At 71.9% G+C, this 25,732-nt stretch carries 22 protein-coding genes, 1 other RNA gene and 1 pseudogene; 17 read left to right on the top strand and 7 right to left on the bottom strand.

The features are described from left to right. Window positions 1-11: 11 nt before the first annotated feature. Entirely contained in the window at window positions 12-1,214 is a 1,203-nt protein-coding gene (locus ACGFW6_RS13515) for a sensor histidine kinase (protein ID WP_393507854.1), read from the bottom strand. A 303-nt stretch (window positions 1,215-1,517) separates the two neighbouring features. Here ACGFW6_RS13515 and ACGFW6_RS13520 point away from each other — a divergent pair, with 303 nt between their 5' ends. The 3 genes from ACGFW6_RS13520 to ACGFW6_RS13530 are packed head-to-tail and all read left to right on the top strand — an operon-like array spanning window position 1,518 to window position 4,432. Next, window positions 1,518-2,375 (top strand): MaoC/PaaZ C-terminal domain-containing protein, encoded by an 858-nt coding sequence (locus ACGFW6_RS13520; protein ID WP_393507856.1) that lies wholly within the window; start codon window positions 1,518-1,520, stop codon window positions 2,373-2,375. A 29-nt stretch (window positions 2,376-2,404) separates the two neighbouring features. Further along, window positions 2,405-3,481 carry a Zn-dependent alcohol dehydrogenase gene (locus ACGFW6_RS13525; RefSeq protein WP_393507858.1) on the top strand — a complete coding sequence of 359 codons (1,077 nt, stop codon included), beginning with the start codon at window positions 2,405-2,407 and terminating at the stop codon, window positions 3,479-3,481. Window positions 3,482-3,493: 12 nt separating this feature from the next. Further along, window positions 3,494-4,432, top strand: coding sequence for a 3-oxoacyl-ACP reductase (locus ACGFW6_RS13530; protein ID WP_393507860.1), 939 nt, complete (start codon window positions 3,494-3,496; stop codon window positions 4,430-4,432). A gap of 55 nt (window positions 4,433-4,487) precedes the next feature. Here the strand turns inward: ACGFW6_RS13530 and ACGFW6_RS13535 are convergent, their stop codons facing one another. Together ACGFW6_RS13535 and ACGFW6_RS13540 are read right to left on the bottom strand one after the other, a co-directional pair. Then, entirely contained in the window at window positions 4,488-4,652 is a 165-nt protein-coding gene (locus ACGFW6_RS13535; RefSeq protein ID WP_093745826.1) for a hypothetical protein, read from the bottom strand. Between the two features lie 95 nt (window positions 4,653-4,747). Continuing rightward, complete coding sequence (locus ACGFW6_RS13540) at window positions 4,748-5,971, bottom strand: hypothetical protein (RefSeq protein WP_393507862.1); 1,224 nt, start codon at window positions 5,969-5,971, stop codon at window positions 4,748-4,750. 221 nt (window positions 5,972-6,192) lie between these two features. Between ACGFW6_RS13540 and ACGFW6_RS13545 the strand changes: the two genes are divergently transcribed. The 3 genes from ACGFW6_RS13545 to ACGFW6_RS13555 are packed head-to-tail and all read left to right on the top strand — an operon-like array spanning window position 6,193 to window position 9,200. Next, the gene (locus ACGFW6_RS13545) at window positions 6,193-7,050 is read left to right on the top strand and encodes a Nif3-like dinuclear metal center hexameric protein (protein ID WP_393507864.1); all 858 of its coding nucleotides are present in this window, start codon (window positions 6,193-6,195) and stop codon (window positions 7,048-7,050) included. Further along, window positions 7,047-7,790, top strand: coding sequence for a zinc ribbon domain-containing protein (locus tag ACGFW6_RS13550; protein ID WP_393508788.1), 744 nt, complete (start codon window positions 7,047-7,049; stop codon window positions 7,788-7,790). The genes ACGFW6_RS13545 and ACGFW6_RS13550 overlap by 4 nt, the downstream gene beginning before the upstream one ends. A 39-nt stretch (window positions 7,791-7,829) precedes the next feature. Further along, the gene (locus tag ACGFW6_RS13555) at window positions 7,830-9,200 is read left to right on the top strand and encodes a bifunctional RNase H/acid phosphatase (RefSeq protein WP_393507866.1); all 1,371 of its coding nucleotides are present in this window, start codon (window positions 7,830-7,832) and stop codon (window positions 9,198-9,200) included. Here the strand turns inward: ACGFW6_RS13555 and eda are convergent. Together eda and yaaA are read right to left on the bottom strand one after the other, a co-directional pair. Then, window positions 9,183-9,815 (bottom strand): bifunctional 4-hydroxy-2-oxoglutarate aldolase/2-dehydro-3-deoxy-phosphogluconate aldolase, encoded by a 633-nt coding sequence (gene eda, locus ACGFW6_RS13560; RefSeq protein WP_393507868.1) that lies wholly within the window; start codon window positions 9,813-9,815, stop codon window positions 9,183-9,185. The genes ACGFW6_RS13555 and eda overlap by 18 nt on opposite strands. Before the next feature lie 70 nt (window positions 9,816-9,885). After that, window positions 9,886-10,668, bottom strand: coding sequence for a peroxide stress protein YaaA (yaaA, locus tag ACGFW6_RS13565; RefSeq protein WP_393507870.1), 783 nt, complete (start codon window positions 10,666-10,668; stop codon window positions 9,886-9,888). 73 nt (window positions 10,669-10,741) lie between these two features. On the opposite strand from yaaA, the gene ACGFW6_RS13570 reads away from it, so the two are divergent. After that, entirely contained in the window at window positions 10,742-12,184 is a 1,443-nt protein-coding gene (locus ACGFW6_RS13570; RefSeq protein WP_393507872.1) for an RNB domain-containing ribonuclease, read from the top strand. On the opposite strand, the gene ACGFW6_RS13575 is transcribed toward ACGFW6_RS13570, so the two are convergent. Continuing rightward, entirely contained in the window at window positions 12,135-12,737 is a 603-nt protein-coding gene (locus ACGFW6_RS13575) for a hypothetical protein (RefSeq protein ID WP_393507874.1), read from the bottom strand. The genes ACGFW6_RS13570 and ACGFW6_RS13575 overlap by 50 nt on opposite strands. After that, entirely contained in the window at window positions 12,737-13,501 is a 765-nt protein-coding gene (locus tag ACGFW6_RS13580; RefSeq protein ID WP_393507876.1) for a MerR family transcriptional regulator, read from the bottom strand. Before ACGFW6_RS13580 ends, ACGFW6_RS13575 begins: the two co-directional genes overlap by 1 nt. 163 nt (window positions 13,502-13,664) lie before the next feature. Here ACGFW6_RS13580 and ACGFW6_RS13585 point away from each other — a divergent pair, with 163 nt between their 5' ends. The 10 genes and pseudogenes from ACGFW6_RS13585 (at window position 13,665) to ACGFW6_RS13630 (ending at window position 25,664) form a co-directional block, all read left to right on the top strand. Next, the gene (locus ACGFW6_RS13585; RefSeq protein ID WP_393507878.1) at window positions 13,665-14,243 is read left to right on the top strand and encodes a Uma2 family endonuclease; all 579 of its coding nucleotides are present in this window, start codon (window positions 13,665-13,667) and stop codon (window positions 14,241-14,243) included. 44 nt (window positions 14,244-14,287) lie between these two features. Beyond that, window positions 14,288-15,112, top strand: coding sequence for a helix-turn-helix domain-containing protein (locus ACGFW6_RS13590; protein WP_393507880.1), 825 nt, complete (start codon window positions 14,288-14,290; stop codon window positions 15,110-15,112). Between the two features lie 19 nt (window positions 15,113-15,131). Next, window positions 15,132-15,980, top strand: a pseudogene (locus ACGFW6_RS13595) (DMT family transporter); the annotation flags it as partial. A 202-nt stretch (window positions 15,981-16,182) separates the two neighbouring features. Then, window positions 16,183-16,585, top strand: an RNA gene (gene rnpB, locus ACGFW6_RS13600) — RNase P RNA component class A. A gap of 213 nt (window positions 16,586-16,798) precedes the next feature. Further along, window positions 16,799-17,989 (top strand): amidase domain-containing protein, encoded by a 1,191-nt coding sequence (locus ACGFW6_RS13605; RefSeq protein WP_393507882.1) that lies wholly within the window; start codon window positions 16,799-16,801, stop codon window positions 17,987-17,989. Window positions 17,990-18,032: 43 nt separating this feature from the next. After that, window positions 18,033-18,515: a hypothetical protein gene (locus tag ACGFW6_RS13610; protein ID WP_393507884.1), complete on the top strand. Its 483-nt coding sequence runs from the start codon at window positions 18,033-18,035 to the stop codon at window positions 18,513-18,515. Between the two features lie 953 nt (window positions 18,516-19,468). Beyond that, entirely contained in the window at window positions 19,469-20,980 is a 1,512-nt protein-coding gene (locus ACGFW6_RS13615; RefSeq protein ID WP_393507886.1) for an esterase/lipase family protein, read from the top strand. A 165-nt stretch (window positions 20,981-21,145) separates the two neighbouring features. Then, a complete protein-coding gene (locus ACGFW6_RS13620; RefSeq protein WP_393507888.1) occupies window positions 21,146-22,060 on the top strand; it encodes a winged-helix domain-containing protein in 915 nt (304 codons plus the stop codon). A 173-nt stretch (window positions 22,061-22,233) separates the two neighbouring features. Further along, window positions 22,234-24,051, top strand: coding sequence for a flavin-containing monooxygenase (locus ACGFW6_RS13625; protein ID WP_393507890.1), 1,818 nt, complete (start codon window positions 22,234-22,236; stop codon window positions 24,049-24,051). Then, window positions 24,048-25,664 carry a hypothetical protein gene (locus ACGFW6_RS13630; protein ID WP_393507892.1) on the top strand — a complete coding sequence of 539 codons (1,617 nt, stop codon included), beginning with the start codon at window positions 24,048-24,050 and terminating at the stop codon, window positions 25,662-25,664. Before ACGFW6_RS13625 ends, ACGFW6_RS13630 begins: the two co-directional genes overlap by 4 nt. Window positions 25,665-25,732: the final 68 nt, after the last annotated feature.

Below are 25,732 nucleotides of genomic sequence, written 5' to 3' on the forward strand. Positions count from 1 at the left end.
CCCCGGCTCACTCACCCCACCACCCCGCCGACGGCCACTCCCGCCCGTTGGGTCGGCAAGCCTCCGACCTCCACCGGCAGTTCCGCCGTCACCACGAACCCCTGGCGTGGCCCCGGGCCAGCCGTGAGGGTGCCGCCGGCCGTGGTCAGGCGTTCCGTCAGGCCCTTCAGACCCGTGCCACCGACGGCCCCCGCCCGCTCCGCCCCCGCGGCCCGCTCGACGCCGCACCCGTCGTCGGTCACCGTCAACCGCACCCGTTCCCCACCGCTGCCCGCCACGACGATCTCGCACTGCCGCGCGCCGCTGTGCCGGACGACATTCGTGACCGCCTCCCGCACCACCCAGCCCAGCAGCGCCTCGGTCTGCGGTACGAGCGGCGGACCCGAGCGGCGTACGACGGGCTCGATGCGGGCGGCCCGCAGCGCCGAGACCGCGCGGTCCAGCTCGTCGCTCAGACTGCCCTGCCGGTATCCGCTGACGGCCTCGCGGATCTCGGTGAGCGCCTGACGGCCCACCGCCTCGATGTCGTTGAGCTGGGCCTGCGCCGCCGCCACGTCCCCGGCGGCCAGTCGCCGCGCCGCCTCCGACTTCACCACGATCACCGACAGGGTGTGGCCGAGCAGGTCGTGCAGGTCACGGGAGAACCGCAGCCGTTCCTCCTCCACGGCCCGCCGGGCCAGTTCCTCGCGGGCCGTGCGCAGCTGCCGTACCGCCTCCGACAGGGACAGGATCGCCGCCGTCACCATCGTCGAGATCCAGGTGGCGTACGCGATGTCGAGGCCGCCCCAGCCGTCGTGGAAGACGGAGACCGCCCCCGCCACCACCCCCACGACCAGGCCGACCGGACGCAGCCCCGGCATCCGCACGGCCGCGCCCGTGGCCAGCCCGAGCAGCGGGAAGAACAGCAGCCAGTTGCCGCCGTACGCGAGCGCCAGCGCGCAGGTGACCACGCCCAGCAGCGTCAGCGCCACCCGGGTCGAGGTCGCCTCGCGGGTCTCCTTCACGAAGGAGCGGAAGGACACGTAGACGTAGAGCGAGTTGAAGGTGAGCAGTCCGAGGCCGCCGATCCACGGGTCCGGGGTCTCTCCCTGGAACAGGTTGGAGAAGGCGCCCATGCCCATCAGCAGCCAGGGCAGCAGGCTGTAGCCGTTGGGGCTCCGCTCGTCCCTGAACGTCTCGCACGAGGTCCCGCGGGTCTTGCGCAACCAGGCCATGCCCCTGCCCCCTGTCGGGTGAGAACCGATGACACCGACGGTACGGACGCGCGGCGCCGCGCGGCAGTGGCGCACGTACGCGATAGGGCAGGACAAATGTCACCGCGGCCCGATCCGGCGAACCGGATCTGATGCAGCGTCAGGAGCCTTCACAACTGCGGTGTGCTCGGCTATACAGAGGTCGCCGGACTGGAACGCGTTCTAGAACGGCCCGTGACGACCTCGGTGCGGCCGACGGTGCGGACGGCCGTACCGAGGTCTTGCTCCGCCCTCGCAGGAACTCCGCCGAATGTCAGGAGCCCTATGCCCATCGACGCAGCCAAGGCCCTCGCCGCCGAACCCCGGACCGGCGAGATCTCCTGGAACTCCAAGGACGTCCAGCTCTACCACCTCGGCATCGGCGCCGGCCTGCCCGCCACCGACCCCGACGAACTGCGCTACACCCTGGAGTCACGGCTGCACGTCCTGCCGAGCTTCGCCACCGTCGCCGGCTCCGGAGCGCCCGGCGTGATCAGCGGCCTGTCCATGCCCGGCATTGAGGTCGACCTCGCCCGCGTCCTGCACGGCGGCCAGAGCATCGTGCTGCACCGGCCCATCCCCGCCACGGGCACCGCCACCGCGACCAACCGGATCGCCGCGATCCACGACAAGGGCAAGGCCGCCGTGCTGGTGCTGCGCACCGAAGTGGCCGACGCCGACGGGCCGTTGTGGACGAACGACTCCCAGATCTTCATCAAGGGGGAGGGCGGCTGGGGCGGCGACCGGGGCCCCTCGGCACGCCTCGAACCGCCCGCCGGCGACCCGGAGCGGACCGTCGAGCGCACCGTCCGCGAGGACCAGGCCCTGCTGTACCGCCTGTCCGGCGACTGGAACCCGCTGCACGCCGACCCGGAGTTCGCCAAGGTCGCCGGCTTCGAGCGGCCCATCCTGCACGGCCTGTGCACCTACGGCATGACCCTCAAGGCGGTCGTCGACACGCTGCTCGGCGGCGATGTGACCAGGGTGCGCTCGTACGTCACCCGGTTCGCCGGGGTCGTGTACCCGGGGGAGACCCTGCGGATCCGCATGTGGCCCGGGGAGGGCTCGGTGCGGGTCGCCGTGAGCGCGGTCGAGCGTGACGACGCGCCCGTCCTCGCCGACACCGTCGTCGAACACACCTGAGCCCGTACGCCCTGGAGGGGAGCCGCACCATGCGCGCAGCCGTACTGCACGAGATCGGCCAGGACAAGCTGGAGGTCCTCGACGACGTCGAGGCGGTGGGCTTCGGCCCCGGGAAGGTCAGGGTCCGGGTGCGGGCCACCGGACTGTGTCACTCCGACCTGTCCGCGATGAACGGCGTCCTGCCCCAGCCCGCGCCCTTCGTCCCCGGACACGAGGGCGCCGGCGAGATCCTCGACGTCGGGGAGGGCGTACGGAACCTGAAGCCCGGTGACCGGGTCGTGCTGTGCTGGCTGCCCGCCTGCGGCGCCTGCCCCGCGTGCAGGCGCGGCCAGACCGAGCTGTGCCTGGCCGGGTTCATGAACGCCGGCACCCCCAACTTCAAGCGCCCCGGCGGTGACCTGTTCGGCTTCGCCGGCACCGGCACCTTCACCGAGGAGGTCGTCGTCGACGCGGGCTGCGCGGTGCCGATCCCCGACGACGTGCCCTTCGACATCGCCGCCCTGATCGGCTGCGGTGTCACCACCGGGCTCGGCGCGGCCCTCAACACCGCCGACCTGGAGGCCGGTGCGTCGGTCGCCGTCATCGGCTGCGGTGGCGTCGGCATCTCCGCGATCCAGGGCGCCCGGCTCAAGGGTGCCGCCGAGATCGTCGCCGTCGACCCGGTCGCCTCCCGCCGCGAGGCCGCGCTGAAGTTCGGCGCCACCAGGGCCGTCTCCCCGGACGAGCTGGCCGACGCCAAACAGCAGGTCACCGCGGGCGAGGGCTTCGACTACGTCTTCGAGGTCGTCGGCAGGTCCGCCACCGCCCGCACCGCCTACGAGAACACCCGGCGCGGCGGCACCCTCGTCGTCGTGGGCGCCGGCGCCATGGACGACTTCCTCCAGCTCAACATGTTCGAGCTGTTCTTCGACGAGAAGCGCATCCTGCCGTCCCTGTACGGCGGCGGCGACGTGCTGCGCTCCTACGAGCGGACGATCGCGCTCTGGCGGGCCGGCCGAATCGACCTGGCGGGCCTGATCACCCACCGGGTGCCGCTGGCCGAGATCAACGAGGCCCTGGACCAGATGCGCACGGGCACCGCGCTGCGCACCTGCATCGAGATCTGACGGGGGTATTCCGTGTCGTTGCCACTGGAAGGGCTGTCCGCCGTCGTGACCGGGGCCGGCCGGGGCCTGGGGCGGGCCGAGGCGCTCGAACTCGCCCGGCTCGGCGCCGCCGTCGTCGTCAACGACTTCGGGCAGCCGGGCCGGGACGGTTCCGGCGAGGCGTCCGCGGGACCCGCGGAGGAGGTCGCCGCCGAGATCCGTGCGGCGGGCGGGAAGGCGCTGTCGCACACCGGCGACGTGGCGGACTTCCGGCAGGCCGGGGAACTGGTCCGGCTGGCGATCGCCGAGTTCGGGAAACTGGACGTCCTCGTCAACAACGCGGGCATCCTGCGCGACCGCATGGTCTTCTCCATGACCGAGGAGGAGTGGGACTCGGTGATCCGGGTCCACCTCAAGGGCCACTTCAACACGACCCACTTCGCCGCCGCGCACTGGCGCGAGCGCTCCAAGGCGGCGGGAGGGGCGGTGTACGGGCGGATCGTGAACACCTCCTCGGAGGCGTTCCTCGCCGGATCCGCCGGGCAGCCCAACTACGCGGCGGCCAAGGGCGGCATCGTCGGCCTCACCACCTCCACCGCCCTCGCGCTCGCCAAGTACGGCGTCACCGCCAACGCCATCTGCCCGCGCGCCCGCACCCGGATGACCGAGGACGTCTTCGCGGGCCTGGAGCGACCCGAGGACGGCCTCGACCCGCTCGCCCCCGAGCATGTCGCCCCGCTCGTCGGCTACTTGGCCTCCCCGGCCGCCGCCCGCGTCAACGGACAGCTGCTCGTCGTGCACGGCGGCATGGTCGCGATCGTCGAACGGCCGCGGGTGGCCGCCAAGTTCGACAGCAAGCAGGAGACCTTCACCTACGACGAGCTCGACGCGCTGCTGAGCGCGCACTACGCACAGCAGCCGGCGGGGGAGACGTTCGCGGCGGCGGAAGTCCTCGGACTGAAAAGGACCTAGGTACGCGAACGGCCCCGTCCCCTCATGCTGGGGGCGGGGCCGAGCGGCGTCAGCGTCAGACTGCCGTCTCGCTCTCCTCGGCCGGCTTGCGGTGACGGCCGCGGGGGGCCGTCTCGCCTTCCTGGGCCGAGACCTGACCACGGTGCCTGCCGTGACCGGAGACCTTCTGTACGTCGTGAACGTCGGCCGGCCCCGGCTGGGTCGTGCTGGCGTTGCTCATCGGAAAACTCACCCCGTAAACATGATCCTTCTAACAGCCGGGCGAGTTTAACCGGCCCACCACGGGCCGGATCCAGGCGGCCACGCCAACCGGCACTACTTCGTTACAAGACCGCCCAACGGCGCCTGCTGCAACGGAACGGGCCGGGGTGTGACGGGACCCGGAGCGTCCGTTTCCGCACCCGTCGAAGCGGCCGATTCCCCGTCCGCCGCCGATGACGCCGCCGTCCCCGGCCCCGCGTCCACGGCGCCCCTCACACCCGCAGCCTCCACCCGGGCCACCCCGCACGGCACCTCCTGGGTGGCGTACGGCAGTTGCAGCACCCCTTCCCGCGTCCACAGCCCGGCACCCGCCAGCCACCCCTCGGGCGCCGCGAGATGCCGCAGCTGCCGCTCGGCGGGCCGCCACACCGCGACCCAGCCGGCGAGCGGCCCGTCGATGCGCAGCGCCACCCCGCAGCTCTCCGGCGTCAGCACCTGCCCCGGCTGGATCGCGAACGGCGTCACCCCGCACTCCGGCATCCGCAGGCACTCCGGGAAGCGCACCGGCAGCGAGCTGCCCAGCACCCCCCAGCCCAACCGTTCCTGCCCGGGCGAGGGCGCGTCCGAGCCGACCAGCAGCAGCCCGCTGTCCGGATCGGCGAGCAGCACCCGGTCGTCGCTGTCGGACGCGATCTGCAGCAGCGGCGACACCTCGCCGTCCCGCCCCAGATCGACCACCACCGCCTTGGTACGGCCCTCCGACTCCCGGTCGAGGGCCAGCATCCGCCCCTCCCGGTCCAGCCACACCCCGCCCGAACAGCGCCCCGGGATCCGCGCGACCTGCTCCGGCCCGAAGGCGCCGCCCGCCACCAGCCACACCACGCTGGAGTGACGGCCCACCGCGAGGGCGTACGCCCTGTCGCCGCCCGGCGCCGGGGGCAGCATCCGCAGCCGGGTCCCCTCCTCCGGGCACTGCACCGCGCCCAGCGCCAGCTCTCCCGTGCCGGGCCCGGTCGGATACAGCAGCGAGAAGACGTGCCGTCCGTCCGTGGGCCGGCGGATGAGGACCCGCCCGTCGCCCATCGGCTGTACCTCGGTGCCGGGCTCCTCCGGCTGATGGGCGGGCAGCGGCACGGCGTAGGGCTCGGGGCCGTCCAGGGTCCAGCGCTCGGGGAACCAGCAGTCGCCGTCCAGGGCGAGACGGGCGGCGTAGGAACCGTCCGCCGTGATGGCGCACTCCGCCCGGGGCGCGTCGTCGCCCTCGTGCTCCGCCACGGGCGGTGGGGATCCCTCCTCCTCGAACGATGTCGAGAGCTCGGGGGACGCACTGGCCGTCATGGTCCGGTCACCTCCGGTCACGACGCTAGTTTTCGCACGCACAGGCGTGGCACCAGGGACGTTCCGCTTCACACAAAGGGGTGGCAGAGGAACGATTCGCCTGAGGAAACACGGGTGCTTGTGCTGAGCCGGGCCGGTCGTGAGCGCGGGCGGTCGGCGCGGCGGACGAGCGGCTCCGGCACCGGTACATCCGCGGGGACCAGCCAGGTAGCCTTGCCCTCGTGCCCCGTCTGTCTGAAGTCATCGCCGCGCTGGAGAACCTGTGGCCCGCCGAACGGGCCGAGTCCTGGGACGCGGTCGGCACCGTCGTGGGCGACCCCGACCAGGAGGTCTCCCGGGTCCTGTTCGCCGTCGACCCGGTCCAGGAGATCGTGGACGAGGCGGTGAAGCTGGACGCCGACCTGCTGGTCACCCACCACCCGCTCTACCTTCGCGGTACGACGACGGTCGCGGCGACGCACTTCAAGGGCCGCGTCGTGCACACCCTCATCAAGAACGACATCGCGCTGCACGTGGCGCACACCAACGCCGACACCGCCGACCCCGGAGTCAGCGACGCCCTGGCCGGCGCCCTGGACCTCAGGGTCGTGGGCCCGCTGGTGCCGGACCCGGCGGACCCCTCCGGGCGCCGGGGCCTGGGCCGGATCTGCGAGCTCGACCACCCGCTCACCGTCCGCGAACTCGCCGCCCGCGCCGCCGAGCGGCTGCCCGCCACCGCGCAGGGCATCCGCGTCGCCGGCGACCCCGAGGCGACCGTCCGCACCATCGCCGTCAGCGGCGGCTCCGGCGACAGCCTCTTCGACCAGGTGCGCGCGGCCGGTGTCGACGCCTTCCTCACCGCGGACCTGCGCCACCACCCGGTCTCCGAGGCCCGCGCCCACAGTCCTCTCGCGCTGCTCGACGCGGCGCACTGGGCCACCGAATGGCCCTGGTGCGAGCTGGCCGCCACCCAGCTCGACGAGATCTCCGACCGCAACGGATGGGACCTGCGCGTCCACGTCTCGAAGACGGTCACCGACCCCTGGACCGCCCACGCGGCGTCCAACCCGCCCACTAGAACCACGGGAGCCCCCAACTGAACGCCGCGCCGGCCGATCAGATCCGACTTCTCGACGTCCAGGCCCTCGACGTCCGCCTCCAGCAGCTCGCGCACCGCCGGAAGTCGCTGCCCGAGCACGCCGAGATCGAGTCGCTGACCAAGGACCACACCCAGCTGCGCGACCTGCTCGTCGCCGCGCAGACCGAGGAGAGCGACTGCGCCCGCGAGCAGACCAAGGCCGAGCAGGACGTGGACCAGGTGCGCCAGCGCGCCGCCCGCGACCAGCAGCGCCTGGACTCCGGTGCCGTCACCTCCCCGAAGGACCTGGAGAACCTCCAGCACGAGATCGCCTCCCTCGCCAAGCGGCAGGGTGCTCTCGAGGACGTCGTCCTGGAGGTCATGGAGCGCCGCGAGTCCGCGCAGGAGCGGGTCGCCGAACTGACCGAGCGCGTCGGCGCGGTCCAGGGCAAGGTCGACGACGCGACCGCCCGCCGCGACGCCTCCTTCGAGGAGATCGACGGCGAGGTCGCCACGGTCACCAAGGAGCGCGAGGTCATGGCCGGGTCGGTCCCCGCGGACCTGCTCAAGCTCTACGACAAGCTGCGCGCGCAGCAGGGCGGCATCGGTGCGGCCAAGCTGTACCAGCGCACCTGCCAGGGCTGCCGCCAGGAGCTGGCCATCACCGAGCTGAGCGAGGTCCGCGCGGCGGCGCCCGACACGGTGGTGCGCTGCGAGAACTGCCGCCGGATCCTGGTGCGTACGGCGGAGTCCGGTCTCTAGGACCCGGTAGGCAAGGGGCTCGGGTAAGGGGCTTTGATCGTGCGGGAGTTCATCGTCGAGGCCGACGGCGGGTCACGGGGCAACCCGGGGCCCGCGGGCTACGGCTCGGTCGTCATCGACGCGGCGACGGGGCAGACGCTGGCCGAGGCGGCCGAGTACATCGGCGTCGCCACGAACAACGTCGCCGAGTACCGCGGCCTCGTCGCGGGCCTGCGCGCGGCGCGCGAACTCGACCCCACGGCCACCGTGCACGTCCGCATGGACTCCAAGCTGGTCATCGAGCAGATGTCGGGCCGCTGGAAGATCAAGCACCCCGACATGAAGCCCCTGGCCTTCGAGGCGTCGAAGATCTTCCCGGCCCCGCAGGTGACGTACGAGTGGATCCCCCGCGAGCAGAACAAGCACGCGGACCGGCTGGCCAACGAGGCGATGGACGCCGGGAAGCGGGGCGAGCGGTGGAGCGCGTCGGCTTCCACGGCGGAGCTGGAGGCGGCTGACGCTCGGGCCGCCCGGGCGGTGGCTGAGCCGCGGCCGTCCGGCCCGCCCGGAGACGCTGCCGCGGGCGCGGCCCGGGCGCGGGCGGCGCTGGCGGAGGGACGGGCTGCGGACGCTGCTGCGTCCGCCGGTACTTCTTCCCGCCGCGGAGCGGCGGAGAGTCCGGGCGGCGGGGCCGTCAAGGCCGAGGCCGATGTCAGGGCCGAGGCCGATGTCAAGGCCGAAGCCGATGCCAGGGCCGCGCGGAGCGTGGCCGCGCCGGCTTCCGGCTGGGGGCCGGCCGACATGGGTGCTCCCGCCACCTTCGTGCTGCTCCGGCACGGGGAGACGCCGCTCACGCCCCAGAAGCGGTTCTCCGGGAGCGGCGAAACCGATCCGTCGCTGTCCGACGTCGGCCGCGAGCAGGCCGAGCGGGTCGGCGCCGCCCTCGCCAGGCGCGGCACCGTCCAGGCCGTCGTGGCCTCACCGCTCGCCCGTACCCGGGAGACCGCCGGCATCGTCGCCGCCCACCTCGGCCTGGACGTGACCGTGGACGACGGTCTGCGGGAGACCGACTTCGGCGCCTGGGAGGGCCTCACCTTCGGCGAGGTCCGCGAGCGCTACGCCGACGACCTCAACGCCTGGCTCGCCGACCCCGAGGCCCGTCCCACCGGCGACGGCGAGAGCTTCGCGGCGACCGCGACCCGGATCACCGCCACCCGAGACAAGCTGGTCGCGGCGTACGCGGGGCGCACCGTCCTCCTCGTCAGCCACGTCACGCCGATCAAGACGTTCGTACGGCTCGCCCTGGGCGCCCCGCCCGAGTCCCTGTTCCGGATGGAACTCTCGGCGGCGTCCCTCTCCGCGGTCGCGTACTACGCCGACGGCAACGCCAGCGTGCGCCTCTTCAACGACACCTCACACCTGCGCGCGTGAGCCGCCGAGCGCTGCCGCCTCCCGCGCCAGCGCCTTGACCCGCTCCCAGTCCCGCGCCGCGATCGCGTCCGCGGGAAGCATCCAACTGCCGCCCACACAGCCGACGTTGGGCAGCGCGAGATAGTCGGGCGCGGTCGCCGGACCGATCCCGCCGGTGGGGCAGAACCGGGCCTGCGGCAACGGTCCGTTCAGCGACTTGAGATAGGCGGTGCCGCCCGCCGCCTCGGCCGGGAAGAACTTCATCTCCCGCACCCCGCGCTCCAGCAGCGCCACCACCTCGGACGTGGTCGACACCCCGGGCAGATACGGCACCCCGGACGCCCGCATGGCCTCCAGCAGCAGATCCGTCCAGCCGGGGCTCACCAGAAAACCCGCCCCCGCCTCGACCGCCCGCGTCACCTGCTCCGGTGTGATCACCGTGCCCGCGCCGACCACCGCGTCCGGCACCGCGTCCGCGATGGCCCCGATCGCCTCCAGCGCGGCCGGCGTCCGCAACGTCACCTCGATCGCCGGCAGCCCGCCCGCGACCAGCGCCCGGGCCAGCGGTACGGCGTCGGAGGGGTCGTCGACCACGACCACGGGGACGACGGGCGCGAGATCCAGGACTGAGGTCATAGCCTCATCCTGCCCACGAGATGCAGCCTGTGCAAAGGGCGTTGCGCAGGCTGCAATGATGAGGGTCCGGTCAGTGGATCTCCGTCACCAGCACGTCCAGCGTCCACGGCTTCCCGGCCCGGGCCGGCGCCTCCACCTCGACCTCGTACCCGAGGTCCCGCAGCGCCTCCACCAGCTCCGCCGGTCCCTGGGGCACGGCACCCGCCGTCAGCAGGCTCCGTACGATCCGCCCCTTGGTCGCCTTGTTGAAGTGGCTGACGACCTTCCGCGTCGGCGCGTGCAGCACCCGTACCGACGCCGTCCGCCCGGCCACCTCGCCCTTCGGCTTCCACGCCGCCGCGTACGCCGACGACCGCAGATCCAGCACCAGCCCGTCCCCGGCCGCCTCCGGCAGCACCTCCGCCATCGGCGCCCGCCAGTGCGCGCCCAGCGCCCCGAGACCGGGCAGCTTCACGCCCATCGAGCAGCGGTAGGAGGGGATGCGGTCGTTGACACGCACGGCTCCCCACAGCCCCGAGAAGACGAGCAGCGAGCGAGTGGCCCGCTTCTTGGCGGTGGCGTCGAGCGAGGCCAGGTCCAGGGCGTCGTACAGCACCCCGGTGTAGATCTCCCCGGCCGGCCGCGCGCCCGCCGTCGGCAGCCCGGCGTTCTTCGCGACCTCGCCCCGCAGGCCCTCGCTCAGCCCGAGCACGTCCCGCGCCTTGTCCTCGTCGCCGGCACACAGCTCGACCAGCTCGCGCAGCACCGCCTCCCGGGCCTCGCCCAGCCCCGGCAGGGACAGCGACTCCAGCTTCAGCGGCGCACCACGACCGGACGAGGCCTTGCCTTCGGACGGCGGCAACAGGACAAGCACACGTACTCCCTCACTCGAACTCCGCCACAGCGTACGGCGTGCCACCCGGCGGCCCTCGCCCTACGCTCGACACATGCCCCGCCGCCACATCCGGGTGACCGGCGCCCCCGAGGCCCCCCTCCGGGCCGCCCTCACCGCCCTGCGCCACGAGCTCGGCGTCCCCGCCGGCTTCCCGCCCGAGGCGCTGGCGCAGGCCGAGGAGACGGCCAAGGCCCCGGCCCTCCCCCCGCACGACGCCACCGACATCCCCTTCCTCACCATCGACCCGCCCGCCTCCACCGACCTCGACCAGGCGATGCACCTGTCCCGGCAGGGCAGCGGCTACCGCGTCCGGTACGCCATCGCCGACGTCGCCGCCTTCGTCGTACCGTCCGGCCCGCTCGACCAGGAGGCCCACCGGCGGGTGACCACCCTCTACTTCCCTGACCTGCGCGTCCCGCTGCACCCCGAGTCGCTGAGCGAGGGCGCGGCCAGCCTGCTGCCGGACCAGGACCGGCCCGCCGTGCTGTGGACGATCGACCTCGACGGGGACGGCCGTACGGTCGCCGTCGACGTCCGCCGGGCCCTGGTGCGCAGCCGGGCCAGGCTGGACTACGCGGGCGTCCAGAAGCGGATCGACACGGGGACCGCCGAGGAGCCCCTGGCGCTGCTGCGGGACATCGGGCGGCTGCGGGAGAAGCTGGAGGTGGAGCGGGGCGGGATCTCGCTCGCCGTGCCCGAGCAGGAGATCGTCGCACGCGATCACACCTACGAGCTCGCCTACCGCGCCCCACTGCCCGCCGACGGCTGGAACTCCCAGATCTCCCTGCTCACCGGCATGGCCGCCGCGGACCTGATGCTGTCCCTCGGCACCGGCGTCCTGCGGACCCTCCCCGCCGCCCCCGACGGCGCGGTCGGCCGCCTGCGCCACACCGCCCACGCCCTGCACATCGACTGGCCGCACCACGTGTCGTACGCCGACCTCGTCCGCTCCCTCGACCCGCACCGCCCCCGCCACGCGGCCTTCCTCCAGGAGTGCACGACCCTGCTGCGCGGCGCCGGCTACACGGTGTTCCGCGACGGCGCCCTCCCGCCCATCACCACCCACTCCGCCGTGGCCGCCCCCTACGCCCACTGCACGGCCCCGCTGCGCCGCCTCGTCGACCGGTACGTGTCCGAGATCTGCCTCGCGGCCGCCGCCGGCCGGCCGGTGCCCGAGTGGGTGGCGGCCGCCCTGGACGCGTTGCCGGCCCGGATGGCCGAGGGCAGCCGGCGCGCGGGCACGGTCGAGCGCGAATGCCTGGACATCGTGGAGGCGGCGCTGCTGAAGGACCGGGTGGGGGAGGTCTTCGACGGCTGCGTGGTGGAGGTGGAGGAGCGCCGGCCCGCCGTCGGGACCGTGCAGTTGGAGGCCCCGGCGATCATCGGCCGGATCGAGAACACGGACGGGGAGCGCCTGCCGCTGGGGGAGCGGATCAGGGTCCGGCTCACCCAGTCGGATCCGGGATCGGCGAAGGTGCGCTTCGAGCCAGCATGATCGCCTTGACGAGGCCGCTGGCGTCGTCGGCGTGGAAGCGCACGAGCCGGATGTCCTGACGACGCCCGAGGAAGGTGAAGTAGGCGACGGGCTCGGTGAGTTCGAGCGTCACGGTGGTCTGCGAGCCGATGGCGAGGTTCAGCTCGCCCTCGGCCCGCTCATGGGTGGTGCGCAGCTCGCGCCGGGCCCCGGCGATCGTCTCCAGCGGTATGCGCAGATCGACGTGCGCGGCACGCCGCACGCGCAGGACGCGGTCGTCGAGGACGTGCGGCCGTACGACGGAGGCGGCGTGCATCCCGACGACGAGCACCAGGGTGTACACGTCCACCGTGAACCACGTCCGCTGCACCGCCGGATGGTTGCGCAGCAGCACGGACATCATGATCGACTCGATCACGATCACGAACCCGAATCCCAGCAGCATGGTGCCCTGGCCGCGCGCGTACCCGAAGGCGGCTCCTTCCCCTGTCCCGTGCCGGCGCCGGGCCGCCCAGAGCCAGAGGCTGACCAGCAGCCGCAGCTCGTGCCGGACGAGAACGAGTACGGTCCCCATCAAGGCCCGTCTCCTTCCGTTTCGATGAGGAGGTGCAGGGTGCGGCGGATGGCCGCCGCCTGGGCCGGGGCGAAATCGGCGTAGAAGGCACGCAGGAAGCTGCTGTCGGGGTCGACGTCCAGCTTCTCGGGCAGCAGGTCGGGGGCGAGGCAGTCGACCAGGGCGCGGGCCGCGTCGTCCACGCGCGGGTCGGCGGGGTCGGCATCGGCGAGGTCGTCGAGCAGCGCGTAGGCCGCGAGGACCTGCTCCTTCGCGCCCGGCCGGGTGAACGCCTTCTCGAACGCGCCCACGAGCTGGTCCCGACCCTCGGCGCCGGCCGTGGTCTCGATCAGCGCGAGCATCTCCCGGTCCTTCACGGCCATGGGCGAATCGGAGACCTGCCCCATGTCCCGGAAGAGCGCCGCGAGCTGCGGCGACACGGGCCCCTCGGCGGTCACCGCGCCCTCGGTCTCCAGCAGCGTCCGCAGCCGCTGCCGCCGCTCCCGGATCGCCGCCTCCTGCCGCGCGAGATCCTCGTCCAGCTCGCTGAGCACCTCGGCGAGATCCTTCCCGGCGTCCTCGGCGAGCACGTCCCGCACCTCCGCGAGCCCCAGCCCCAGCTCCGTCAGCCGCCGGATCCGCGCCAGCACGACGGCATGCCGCAGCGTGTACGCCCGATACCCGTTCGCCCGCCGCTCCGGCTCGGGCAGCAGCCCCTGATGGTGGTAGTGCCGCACGGTCCGAGTGGTGACACCGACCGCGGCGGCGAGTTCTCCGATCCGCATGGCACCAGTAGAGACGTTGACGTTGCGGCAAGGTCAAGCGCCGGCTTGCTTGCCTGACGATCGTCCGTTCCGTGTGCCACGATCGAGGGAACGGTTTCCGATCTCTCGGACAGGTGATCTTCCGATGTCCCAGTCTGACGGGCGACAGAAGGAGGGGCGTGACATGACTGCCATGGCCCACGAGCCGCTCACGCAGGAAGAGGTCCTGCTGGAGGGCTTTCTCGCCCTGGACACGCCGGAGGGTTTCCGGGCCGAGTTGATCGAGGGGGAGATCGTCGTGACGCCGCCGCCGGACGGGGATCACGAGAAGTACATCAGCCGGATCGTGAGGCAGGTGATCAAGCGATCCAAGACGGACATGGACTTCTCCGGGAACAAGGGACTCACGGTGAAGAGTGCGGTGGACTGGCCGATGGACCACGTGATCCCGGATGCCACCTTCGCACCCGTCGATGCGGACTTGTTCGGCGGCGCCAATTCCTGGATGCCCTGCGAAGGCGTCGTCATGGTGCTGGAGGTGACATCGACCAAGCCGAAGGCCGACCGCGAGGCCAAACGTCGTTGCTACGCCCGCGGTGGCATCCCCTTCTACCTGCTGGCCGACCGGGACACCTCGCAGGTGACCCTCTTCAGCGCGCCCGAGGATGGCGACTACCGACAGCACTGCACACGCCCCTTCGGTAAATCGCTCGCCCTCCCGGAACCGTTCGGCTTCGACCTGGACACGGCGGACTTTCTCTGACGCTCCTGGCGTTGCACCTTCCGGGAGTGGCCGGGAGGTGCGACGTGGGTGAACAGGCGCTGTGGACCAGAGCGCGGCTGGGCCGGGACGGCCCGCCCCTGGACCTGCTCACCGCCCGCTTCGACCGGCACGTCTACGCCCCGCACGCCCATGACGAGTTCACGATCGGCGTCTGCGTCGGCGGCAGCGAGATCATCGACTACCGGGGCGGCCACCTCCGTCCCGGCCTCGGCTCCATCGTCGTACTGGCACCGGGCGAGATGCACACCGGCGGCCCCGGCGAGTCCGGCGGCTACGCCTACCGCGCCCTGTACGCCGAGCCGTCCCTGCTGACGGACGGCACCCTGGGCACGGGCGTTCCGCACTTCCACGAGCCGCTCCTCGACGACCCCCAGCTCTCCGACGCCCTGCGCCTGACCCACGCCGAACTCGCCGCCTGCCCCGACCCCCTGGAGGCCGAGTCCCGCATCCCATGGCTGATGACGGCCCTCACCCGCCGCCACTCCACCGCGCGGGCGACGGACGACACGGTCGCGGGCGCCGACCACATAGCGCGGGCGGTCCGCGACCGCCTCGCCGACGAGCTCACGGCCCCGCCCTCCCTCGCGTCCCTCGCCACCGACCTAGGCCTCTCCCGCTACCAGCTCCTGCGCGCCTTCCGTACGACGATGGGGATACCGCCGTACGCCTGGCTGGCCCAGCACCGGGTGACCCGGGCCCGCGGTCTGCTGGAGACCGGCCTGCGCCCGGCCGAGGTCGCCGGCCTGGTCGGCTTCGCGGACCAGGCACACCTCACGCGCTGGTTCCGCCGGGTGCTCGGGGTGACCCCGGCGGCGTACCGCAACAGCGTTCAAGACAGCGGACGGTGAGGGGGCCGAAACTCTCCGCATGACTGCACGCGGCTGGTTCCTGTTCGCCCTGATGAGCGTGATCTGGGGCGTCCCCTACTTGATGATCAAGGTGGCGGTGGACGAGGTCTCCCCGTCCATGGTGGTGTTCACGCGCTGCGCGCTGGCAGCGGCCCTCCTGCTCCCCTTCGCGCTCCGCCAGGGCAGCCTGCCCCGGACGATACGGACGTACTGGCGCCCCCTGCTGGCCTTCGCGTGCATAGAGATCATCGGCCCTTGGTGGACCTTGACGGACGCCGAACGCCACCTGTCCAGCTCGACGGCGGGCCTGCTGATAGCGGGCGTGCCGATAGTCGGGGTGGTTCTGTCCCGCTTCTTCGGCGCCACGGAACACCTCGGAGTCCGCCGCCTGACCGGCCTGATCCTGGGCCTGGCCGGCGTGGCGACCCTCACGGTCCCGCACCTGACAGGCGGCGACGCCCGCTCCCTGCTGGAGGTCCTACTGACAGTCCTCGGCTACGCGACGGCCCCTCTGATCGCCGCGAAGTGGCTCAAGAACGTCCCGTCCCTCCACCTCACCACGGCCTGCCTGACCCTCGCGGCCCTGGTCTACGCCCCGGCGGCGGCCCTGACCCGCCCGGCGTCGCTGCCCTCCGCCGAGGCCCTCACGGCCCTCGCCGCCCTGGGCGTCCTGTGCACGGCGGTCGCCTTCGTGGCCTTCCTGGAACTGATCAAGGAGGTGGGCCCGACGCGCGCGACGGTCTTCACGTACGTCAATCCGGCGGTCGCGGTGGCGGCCGGCGCGATCTTCCTGGACGAGCCCCTCACGGCAGGCGTCCTGTCGGCCTTCGCGCTCATCCTGGCGGGCTCGGTACTGGCGACGAGCGGGGGGACGAAGGCGGGACGGAGCGACGGGAAGGGCGATGACCGTCGCGCCGGAACGACGGATGGACCTCGCGCCGAAACGAGCGATGGACCTCGCGCCGAAACGAGCGATGCGCCTCGGGGCGGAGTGAGCGATGGACCTCGCGGCGGAACGACCGATGGGCCGGGGAGGGACGCTCGCCCGGTACCATGGTCGACACGGCAGACGAGCCGGGCGGACGGCCGCGTGGAGTCCCCTTAGGGGGCTTCCCGAGGAACGTCCGGGCTCCACAGGGCAGGGTGGTGGCTAACGGCCACCCGAGGCGACTCGCGGGACAGTGCCACAGAAAGCAGACCGCCGGGGATCTCGGTCCTCGGTAAGGGTGAAACGGTGGTGTAAGAGACCACCAGTGCCCAGGGTGACCTGGGCAGCTAGGTAAACCCCACCCGGAGCAAGGTCAAGAGGGGACACCCCGGTGTCCCTGCGCGGACGTTCGAGGGCTGCCCGCCCGAGTCCGCGGGTAGACCGCACGAGACCGGCGGCAACGCCGGTCCTAGATGGATGGCCGTCTCCCCGGCCGCCGCGAGGCGACCGGGTGACAGAACCCGGCGTACAGCCCGACTCGTCTGCCATTACGGCCCTGGCCTGGACCGCAGGCTGGTGCTGCGATCACGGTTCCCTCCGGTTGCCTCTGCGGTGCGCAGGCTGGTGACGCAGCTCCTTCCTTGATCAGGAATCGGACATTCCGGGATCAGGAATGCGTCACTCGGAACGCGATGTTCGAATGGGCCCTCTTGATCTGCGGGCTGACCCGACCAGTCAGCCGTGATCAAGGGGGTTTCATGCGCATTGCGCATCACAGACGTGTCCTCGTCGGAGCCGCGGCCTCAGCCACAGCGGCGATGCTTGTGCTCACCGGCACCCCGGCGGACGCCCAGCCTGCCTCTCCGGCAGCGGCTTCGTCGGCGAACGCCGACTCCACCGCACTCACCCAGCTCGCCGAAGGCTATCTGCAGCAGCGGGCCGACATGCTGACGACGACTCGTCCGACGGCCAGATCCGCGACTGCCCGCGTCCGGGCCACGCGCTCCATGACCGCGCAGGTGCAGGATGATCTCGCCGCACTGGTGGAGAAGGGCAAGCGGTACAAGGAAGTCGACGGCGGCTACACGAAGGCGCAGGTCGATGTGGAGGTGACTGACGCCTCCGTCACCGGCCAGTCGGCAACGCTTCAGCTCATCGAGCGCACCCGCCTCCACCTTCCGTTCACGCCGCAGGAGGTCGCGGACGGTGCTCCGGAATACGAGGAAGTGTCCGTTCCGCACACCGTGAAATTCACCCAAGGCTCCGACGGTGCCTGGCTGCTGTCGTCCGACACGGCCGACACGAAGGGCGGCCCGACGCCGACCACGCAGGTGTCAGACGTGGACGCCGTTGACGGCGCCGATGACGGGGGCGGTAAGGCGGAAGAGGACGAGGGAAGCAAGGACGCCGCGTCTGGCACCGCTCCGCTTCCCGACAACAGCGACGACTCCGGCGACAAGCGGGAGGTCAGGGGCTACAGCTACGGCAAGATGGTGGCCTACGCGGACAAGTACTGGGACCACCACAACAGCGCCTGGCGCACGTACGGCACCGACTGCACCAACTTCATCTCCCAGGCGATGCATGCCGGCGGCTGGGGCCCCAAGGGCGGCGCGATCATCCAGCGGCCCAGCAACAAGTACTGGTTCTACGGACCGACGACGTGGACCACCAGCTACACCTGGGCGGCTGCGGAGAACTGGTACTGGTTCGCGAAGAAGCACTCGAAGCGGACCAAGATCCTCGACAACGTGTGGAAGATGGCCAAGTCGGATGTGCTCCAGGCCGACTGGGGCCGCGACAACAACATCGACCACACGATGATCGTCACGAAGAAGTACCGGGGCACCCCCTACCTGACGTACCACACCAGCGACACCCACAACAAAAGCCTGAAGAAGCTCCTCTCGGACCACCCGCGTGCCTGGTGGTACGCGCACCGCACCTGACAGGCTGCTGATCCCCCTCACAGGAACCACATAGGAGTGCGCTGTGGAGCGTCGACATCTTCTGGCTGTGCCGGCCGCTCTGGCCGCTCTTGCCTTCGCATCCGGCTGCTCGTCCGGTGATGACGAGGCCAAGTCCTCAAGCCCTTCGACCCCCTCGGCCTCGGCATCGTCCGACGGGGCCCGCGAGGCCGTCGTGGCGTACGTGAACGCCCTGAACTCCCGCAGCGCCGACGGACTGATCGAAGTCGGGGGCGTGAAGGACGAGAAGTGGTCCAGGCACGAGGCCGAGCAGATCCTCGCGGACAAGGGCGGGCGGGGGTGGGAGATCAAGGACGTGCAGGTCGAGCACGACATGGGCCCGGACACCGGCTCGGCCCGCCTGATGGCCGAGGACAACGCAGGAAAGCCCATGCGGGACATCTTCACCGTGACGCGGGAGAAGGGCATCTGGCACCTCGTGGTCTTCACCCAGCAGCCTGCGGAGTCCGGTAAGGAATCCGCATCCACCGACAAGCCGAGTGCCTGACAGAGCACTCATCGTCGGCCTCCCCTTCGTGCGCAGGGGGCACCGCCGTACCCGGCGCCCCGCGTACGACCAGAGCAGCAGCCGACCCCGACCACACGTGCGACCACAAACCCCCGACCACGGTCACGATGCGGCAACACCCCCTGCCGACCAGACTGATAACCCCGCCGACATCCCCACCCGCACTCCCCCTGACAGCTGTCAGCGCCCTACGGGCCATGGGCGGCATATTTGCAGGTCACCACGCACATATCCGTGTGGTCGCCAGCCCGACATCCCCCTCTGCACACCCCGCGCTCGCCCCGAACCAGAAGAAAAGCAGGTGACAGGGGACGGCGGGCGAAGGGGCGGGTGCGTGCCGCCGGGGGATCGGGACCCCGTTCCCGCTGTTGCGCGCCGACGAGCGCCGGCGCGCTCGCGCGTCGAAACGCGCGCTTGGCAGCAGCACGACCCACCACCGGAGTTCGGGCGGCATACATCACGGAGAGTGGCGCGTCGCCCTCCGCGCTCGCGGGCACGGCGGCACCGACCCCCACCGGGGCTCCGACGCCGTCCCGCTTCGCGGTCCGCAGCGGCGGCAGCTCGGTGCGGTAGGGGGTGTCGCCGGACACGCTCGGACCGTGCTGCGCGGGCGGCTGCCCCGCCACCGACGCCGAGACCCGTGCCGGGACCGCCCCCGGCGCCTGTGACGCGGTCAGTGCCACCAGTGCCACCGCCGGGCCGCCGTACCTCTGGCGGTTCTGACTCCCTGCCCTGCCACTCCCTGTTCCCCTCCCCGCAGACGTCCGCCTATGTCTGCTCTACGGGGCAGGGCGCCGCGTCCGTCGCACGGCTTGCGGAACATGCCGTTCCGGCGGATTCCGGACCGTCACCCTTTCTGCCTATTCCTGGAGGCCGGAGTTCCGGGATTCCACTACTCAGGAGGAGAGGACCCTGGTCTCTGGAGGCAAGCCGTGGATGACGACCGCCGACTTCCCCTCGTCTACGTCCGCGGCTTCGCCGGCGGCACGCGCGGTATCGACAAAGCCGTCGACGACCCCTTCTACGGCTTCAACGAGGGCTCCGTCCACGTGCGGGTCGGTGCTCACAATCAACCCCTCTTCCATCAGTTCGAGAGCCCCCTGCTGCGCCTGCTCCGTGAGGAGGGGTACGAGTTGCTCGTGAAGGGGGACCAGGCGGCCTACCTCGCCCAGCACGCGGAGATTCCCGCCAACACCATCTGGATCCACCGGTTCTACGACCGTTCCGCGACCACCTGGGGTGGCAGTCCGCAGGAGTACCGGCTGGAGAACGCCGCCGTCGACCTGCTCGATCTGATCGACCGGCTCCGGGAGAAGACCGGCGCGCCCGCCGTCCACCTCGTGGCGCACTCCATGGGCGGGCTGATCTGCCGGTGCCTGCTGCAGAAGGTCCTGCCCGACCGGGGGCGCGCCGCCGCCGACTGTGTCGCGAAGTTCTTCACCTACGGCACCCCGCACGGCGGCATCACCTTCGATCTCGGCGGCGGGCTGCTGGAGCGGATGCGCGACGCCATCGGCATCCAGGGCGCGGACATCTTCGGGCCCCGGCGCATGTACGAGTTCCTCACCCCGCAGGCACAGACCGACCCCGACGGCCCGCCCGACGGCTGGGACGCCCGCCCCATGCCCGAAGGGCCGGGAACCCTGCCGCTGGAACGCGTCTTCTGCCTCGTCGGCACCAACCCGAAGGACTACGACGTCGCCCTCGGCCTGTCGTCCGCCGCCGTCGGACCGCACAGCGACGGGCTCGTGCAGATCGAGCGGGCGTATGTGCCGGGCGCCCAGCGCGCCTACGTGCACCGCAGCCACAGCGGGCGCTACGGCATGGTCAACTCCGAGGAGGGCTACCAGAACCTGCGCCGGTTCCTGTTCGGCGACACCCGCGTCGAGGCCTCGCTCGTCGGCTACCGGCTGCCCGGCGACGACGATCTCGTCTGGCAGGCCGAGACCCGGCTCTCGGTGCGCGGGCTGCCCGTCGCGATGCACGAACGGAACGCCGCCCAGTGGAGCCCGATCCAGCTCGACCCGCCCCCGGACGGGCAGGAGGCGTCCGTGCCGCTGGCCACCACGTTCCTCAACAGCGGGCTGCGGGCCGCCGAGGGCGAGCCCATGCGCTTCTCGCTCGATCTACGGCTGATCTCCCTGCGCGAAGTGGGCGGCATCCTGAACCTCTTCGACCACCTGGAGCAGTCCGCCGACTTCGCCGACATCCTGGTCATCGACGTGGGCACACCAGAGGGCGACCCCGACGTCCAGGGCATCCGGGCCGCCTGGAACTCGGAGATCGAGGGCGCCGTCCGCGACCACCGCGCGGCCTCCACGCCCCGCGCCGACGAGGACCCCGCCCCCGGCCGCTGGGTCGCCCACATCCCGCTGCCCTCCATCGCCACCTCGCTCGTCGGCCCCGACGCGAGGATCCGGCTCGTCGCCACGCCGTGGACGTGAGCGCCCGTGGTGGGGTCACTGAGTGGAGTGAGTGGTGGGTGCCGCGCCCCTGGACCTGAGCCGATTGAGAGGCCGGCCGTCGGACGCCACGCCCCGTACCTGAGCCGGTGGCCAGACCCCATCGGTGCTTACTTGCCTCACGCAACCCGCAGGTAGAGTGGTTCCATGCCGAAGCCGCCGTCGACCGACGCGGTCCCGGCGACACCGGATGTCCTGCTCGTCGTAGGTGAGCCCCGTACCTCCGAGCCACTCTCCGCCCTGCTGGAGCTCGCCGGCTACCGGACCGTCGCGGTCGACCGTGCCACCGAGGCCGGCCTCCTGCTCACCGACCGCCGATTCGATCTGGTCATTCTCGACGTGACCCTCCCGGACACCGACGCCCTCAGACACAGCCGCCGCCTCCTCGCCCCCGACCGCCCGCCCGTCCTCCTGCTCACCGGGACCGGCGAGTTCCTCGGCAGCCTGCCCGGCGGCGGAAGGAACAGCGGAAGGAACGGCGGACGGGACGGCGGAAGGAACAGCGGACGGGACGGCGGAAGGAACAGCGGACGGGACGGCGGAAGGAACGGCGGAAAGAGCGGCCGAACGAGCAGCGGATCGAGCAACGCAGCGAGCAGCGGATCGGGCAACGCAGCGAGCAGCGCAGCGAGCGGCGGGACAGTCCATGGGGTGAGTGACGGGCCCGGCCTCCACGGACGGCCGGGGGCCTCCGGCCGTGTCGCCGAAGTCCTCGCACGTGCCCGGCAGTTGGTGGGCGGCCACGAGCCCGCCGGATGGGACGGCGCCCTTCGCTACGGCGACCTCGTGCTCGACGACGCCACCCGCCGGGCCCACCGCGGCGAGCGCGCCATCGAGCTCACGCCCGCCGAGTACCGCCTGCTGCGCTGCCTGCTGGTCAACGCCGACCGGGTGCTGTCCAAGGAGCAGATCGGCCGGCACGTCTGGGACGATCCGCCGACCGACAGCGCCATCGAACGGCTCGTCTCCCGACTGCGCCGCAAGGTCAACGGTGAGCAGCCCGCCCTGATCCATACCCGCCGCGGCTTCGGCTACTGGCTGGGCGGGGCCATCCAGCCGTAGCGCCGACGGCCGTGGAACCCACAGCGTCATGTGGCTTGGCTCACATTGATCAAGTGTCCGGGATATGTCTGGGAGCTGTCAGCCCGGTTCGCTTCACTGACCCCGACCTCCTGCTTTCCCTGTCCCGGCCCGCTCCGGCGGCGTCGGCCCCCACGACCGAGGAGACCGCATCCATGGAGCTGGATTTCGATCCCGAGGCGGAGCTCGGCTTCGACCCCGACGTCCTGCGCGCCAAGTACCGCGCCGAACGCGAGCGCCGGATCCGGCCCGACGGCAACCGGCAGTACCAGCGGCTCGCCGGTGACTTCAGCGCCTACGGCCGTGACCCTTACGCCGACGCCGAGTTCACCCGCGAGCCCCTGCACGACCGCGTCGAGGCGCTGGTCGTCGGCGGTGGGTTCGGCGGGCTGCTCGCCGGGGCGCGGCTGCGGCAGGCGGGCGTGAAGGAGATCCGGGTCGTCGAGAAAGGGGGCGACTTCGGCGGCACCTGGTACTGGAACCGCTACCCGGGCATCCACTGCGACATCGAGTCGTACATCTATCTGCCGCTGCTCGAAGAGCTCGGCCACGTCCCGAAGTGGAAGTACGCACCCGGCGAGGAGATCCGCGAGCACGCGCGGGCTGTCGCCCGCCACTTCGGCCTCTACGACGACGCCTGCTTCCAGACCCAGGTCACCGAACTCCGCTGGGACGAACGGGAGTCGGAGTGGGTCGTCGCCACCGACCGCGGTGACCGGATGCGGGCCCGGTACGTCGTCGTCTCCAGCGGCACCCTCAGCGAGGCCAAGCTGCCCGGCATCCCCGGCATCGAGACCTTCCGCGGGCACACCTTCCACACCAGCCGCTGGGACTACGACTACACCGGCGGCGACGCCGACGGGGGCCTGCACCGACTCGCCGACAAGCGCGTCGCCGTCATCGGCACCGGCGCCACCGCCATCCAGGTCGTGCCGCACCTCGGGGCGGACGCCGCGCACGTGTACGTCTTCCAGCGCACCCCGTCCTCCGTCGACGTACGCGGCAACCGGCCCACCGACCCGGAATGGGCCGAGTCCCTGAAACCCGGCTGGCAGCGGCACCGGCGGGACAACTTCCTGCGGATCGTCACCGGCGTCCGCGCGGAGGAGGACCTGGTGGGCGACGCCTGGACGTCCAGCGCCCGGCTCCAGGAGAAGCTCATCCCGACCAACGCCTACGCGGACGTGCCGGCCGAGGAGCGTGAACTCGCCTACGAGATCGCCGACTTCCAGAAGATGAACGAGCTGCGGGCCCGCGTCGAGTCCGCGGTCGAGGACCCGGAGACCGCCGAGCGGCTCAAGCCCTGGTACCGCTACATGTGCAAGCGGCCCACCTTCAGCGACAGCTACCTCCAGACCTTCAACCGGCCCAACGTCACCCTCGTCGACACCGCCGACACCCATGGCGTGGAGCGCATCACCGAGAACGCCGTCGTGGTCGGGGGCACCGGGTACGAGGTCGACTGCATCGTCTTCGCCACCGGCTTCGAGGTCGGTGTCTCGGGCGTGCTGTCCGGGCGGCTGCCGGTGTACGGCCGGGGCGGAGCCGATCTGCTGCGGACCTGGAGGAGCGGCGGACCGCGGACCCTGCACGGGTTCTACAGCGAGGGCTTCCCCAACCTCTTCCACCTCGGGCCGCTCCAGAACGCCTCCGCCGTGAACTACGTCCACATCCTCGACGAGCAGGCCAGCCATGTCGCCGAGGTGATCGGGGAGGCCCGCAGGCGCCGGATCCGGTGCGTCGAGCCCACCGCCGAGGCACAGGACGCCTGGGTCGCGACGATCCGCCGCAAGGCCGCCGACCTGCACAAGTTCCAGGCCGAGTGCACGCCCGGCTACTACAACAACGAGGGCCGGCCCAGAGAGCGCAGCGAGGCGTACGGCGACGGCCCGGTCGCCTTCCACGAACTGCTGCGGCGCTGGCGCGACGAGGGCGGCATGCGCGAGGTCCTGACGGAGGGCGGCGAGGCATGAGCAGGTACGGCAACCGGCCTGTCGACAGCGTCCGTTGGGCGCCGGAGCGACTCAATCCGCCCAACCCGCTGTGGGGTTCCAACGGCGTCGCGTTCGGGCCCGACGGGCGGCTGTACGTCGCCCAGTTCCTCGCCGGGCAGATCAGCGCCGTCGACCCGGCCACGGGGGACGTCGAGGTGGTCGTACCGATGGACGGTCCCGTCCAGTCCCCGGACGATCTCGCCTTCGGCGCGGACGGGTCGATGTACATCGCCGACCTGGTGCCGGGGCGGGTGTGGCGGCGCAGTCCGGAAGGGGAGTACACGCTGGTCTCCGGGGACGTGGCCAATCCCAATGGCATCACCTGCGTCGGCGACCGGCTGTTCGTGAACGAGATGAAGCCCGACGGCCGGCTGATGGAGCTGTTTCCGCAGGGTGGCGACCCGCGGGTACTGACGGAGGGGCTCGCGCTCGGCAACGCCATGCAGCTCGGCCCCGACGGCCACCTCTACTACCCGCACATGATGAGCGGCCCGAACCCCCTGCTCACCGGCCAGGTCTGGCGGATCCCGCCCGACGGGGGAGTGCCCGAGGTCGTCGCGGACGACGTCCATCAGCCGGTCGCCGTGCGGTTCGACCGGGGCGGGGTGCTGCATGTGCTCTCCCGCGGCCCCGAGGGCATCGTCACCCGGATCGACCTGCACGGCGACGGCTCGCGGACCCTGGTCACCAGCGGGGTCGTCGGGCTGGACAACGCGGCCTTCGACGCCGAGAACCGCATGTTCGTCTCCAGCTACGCCAGCGGCGGCGTCACCGAGATGCACCCCGACGGGCGGACACGGGAGATCGTGCCACGGGGCCTGGACGGGCCCTACGGCGTGACCGTCGACCTGGGCGGACGGGTGTACGCCGCCGACCACTACCGTGTCGCGAGCCCCGAGCCCTCGCGGGAGGGGGCGGTGACCACCCTGTCCCTGCTGCACTTCTCGCACGGCATCGTCGCCGACGGCGAACTGCTGCACCTCACCTCGCAGTTCGGGCAGGTCCGGACGTACGACCCCCGGGACGGTGCCACGCGCGAGCGGGCCGGCGGGTTGCGACGGCCGCTCGGCATCGCCGTCGCGCCGGACGGCTCGCTCGTCGTCGCCGAGTCGGACGCGGGGCGGGTGGTGACCATCGGGGAGGACGACGCCGTCAGCGTGCTGGTGGACGGCCTCGACCGGCCCGCGGATGTCGCCTTCGACGCCGACGGGCGCTGTTACGTCAGTGACGAGGGCGCCGGTGCCGTACTGCGGATCGAGGCGGACGCGCCGCCGACCGTCGTCGTGGACGGGCTCGACGCTCCGCAGGGCCTCGCGGTGCTGGGGGAGGAGCTGTTCACGGTGGAGACGGGGCGGTGCAGGCTGTGTGCGGTGTCGCCGGTGACGGGGGAGACGCGCATCGACGCGGAGGACCTGCCGGTCGGGGCGCCGCCCGGGGTGGTTCCGCGTGCCGAGCCCGCCCTCTTCACGCAGGGGATGCCTGGGATGGCTCGGCGGTTCGCGGGGTTGGCGGTCGGGGTGGACGGGGCTCTGCTGCTGTCGGCGAACGGAGAGGGGACGGTGTTGAGGCTGACCCCGGTTGGGCGGTCGTGACGGAGCTGCGGGCCGGTGGGGGCTGGTCGCGCAGTTCCCCGCGCCCCTGAAGGTGCGCAGTTCCGCGC

This window comes from Streptomyces sp. Y7 (genome assembly GCF_043195415.1).
Classification (GTDB): domain Bacteria; phylum Actinomycetota; class Actinomycetes; order Streptomycetales; family Streptomycetaceae; genus Streptomyces.

What these genes read in the sequence shown, in the direction of transcription:
- ACGFW6_RS13515 (WP_393507854.1), bottom strand. Translation starts at nt 1,214, where the DNA reads ATGGCCTGGTTGCGCAAGACCCGCGGGACCTCGTGCGAGACGTTCAGG.
- ACGFW6_RS13520 (WP_393507856.1), top strand. Translation starts at nt 1,518, where the DNA reads ATGCCCATCGACGCAGCCAAGGCCCTCGCCGCCGAACCCCGGACCGGC.
- ACGFW6_RS13525 (WP_393507858.1), top strand. Translation starts at nt 2,405, where the DNA reads ATGCGCGCAGCCGTACTGCACGAGATCGGCCAGGACAAGCTGGAGGTC.
- ACGFW6_RS13535 (WP_093745826.1), bottom strand. Translation starts at nt 4,652, where the DNA reads ATGAGCAACGCCAGCACGACCCAGCCGGGGCCGGCCGACGTTCACGAC.
- ACGFW6_RS13540 (WP_393507862.1), bottom strand. Translation starts at nt 5,971, where the DNA reads ATGACGGCCAGTGCGTCCCCCGAGCTCTCGACATCGTTCGAGGAGGAG.
- eda (WP_393507868.1), bottom strand. Translation starts at nt 9,815, where the DNA reads ATGACCTCAGTCCTGGATCTCGCGCCCGTCGTCCCCGTGGTCGTGGTC.
- ACGFW6_RS13570 (WP_393507872.1), top strand. Translation starts at nt 10,742, where the DNA reads ATGCCCCGCCGCCACATCCGGGTGACCGGCGCCCCCGAGGCCCCCCTC.
- ACGFW6_RS13575 (WP_393507874.1), bottom strand. Translation starts at nt 12,737, where the DNA reads ATGGGGACCGTACTCGTTCTCGTCCGGCACGAGCTGCGGCTGCTGGTC.
- ACGFW6_RS13580 (WP_393507876.1), bottom strand. Translation starts at nt 13,501, where the DNA reads ATGCGGATCGGAGAACTCGCCGCCGCGGTCGGTGTCACCACTCGGACC.
- ACGFW6_RS13585 (WP_393507878.1), top strand. Translation starts at nt 13,665, where the DNA reads ATGACTGCCATGGCCCACGAGCCGCTCACGCAGGAAGAGGTCCTGCTG.
- ACGFW6_RS13605 (WP_393507882.1), top strand. Translation starts at nt 16,799, where the DNA reads ATGCGCATTGCGCATCACAGACGTGTCCTCGTCGGAGCCGCGGCCTCA.
- ACGFW6_RS13620 (WP_393507888.1), top strand. Translation starts at nt 21,146, where the DNA reads ATGCCGAAGCCGCCGTCGACCGACGCGGTCCCGGCGACACCGGATGTC.
- ACGFW6_RS13625 (WP_393507890.1), top strand. Translation starts at nt 22,234, where the DNA reads ATGGAGCTGGATTTCGATCCCGAGGCGGAGCTCGGCTTCGACCCCGAC.
- ACGFW6_RS13630 (WP_393507892.1), top strand. Translation starts at nt 24,048, where the DNA reads ATGAGCAGGTACGGCAACCGGCCTGTCGACAGCGTCCGTTGGGCGCCG.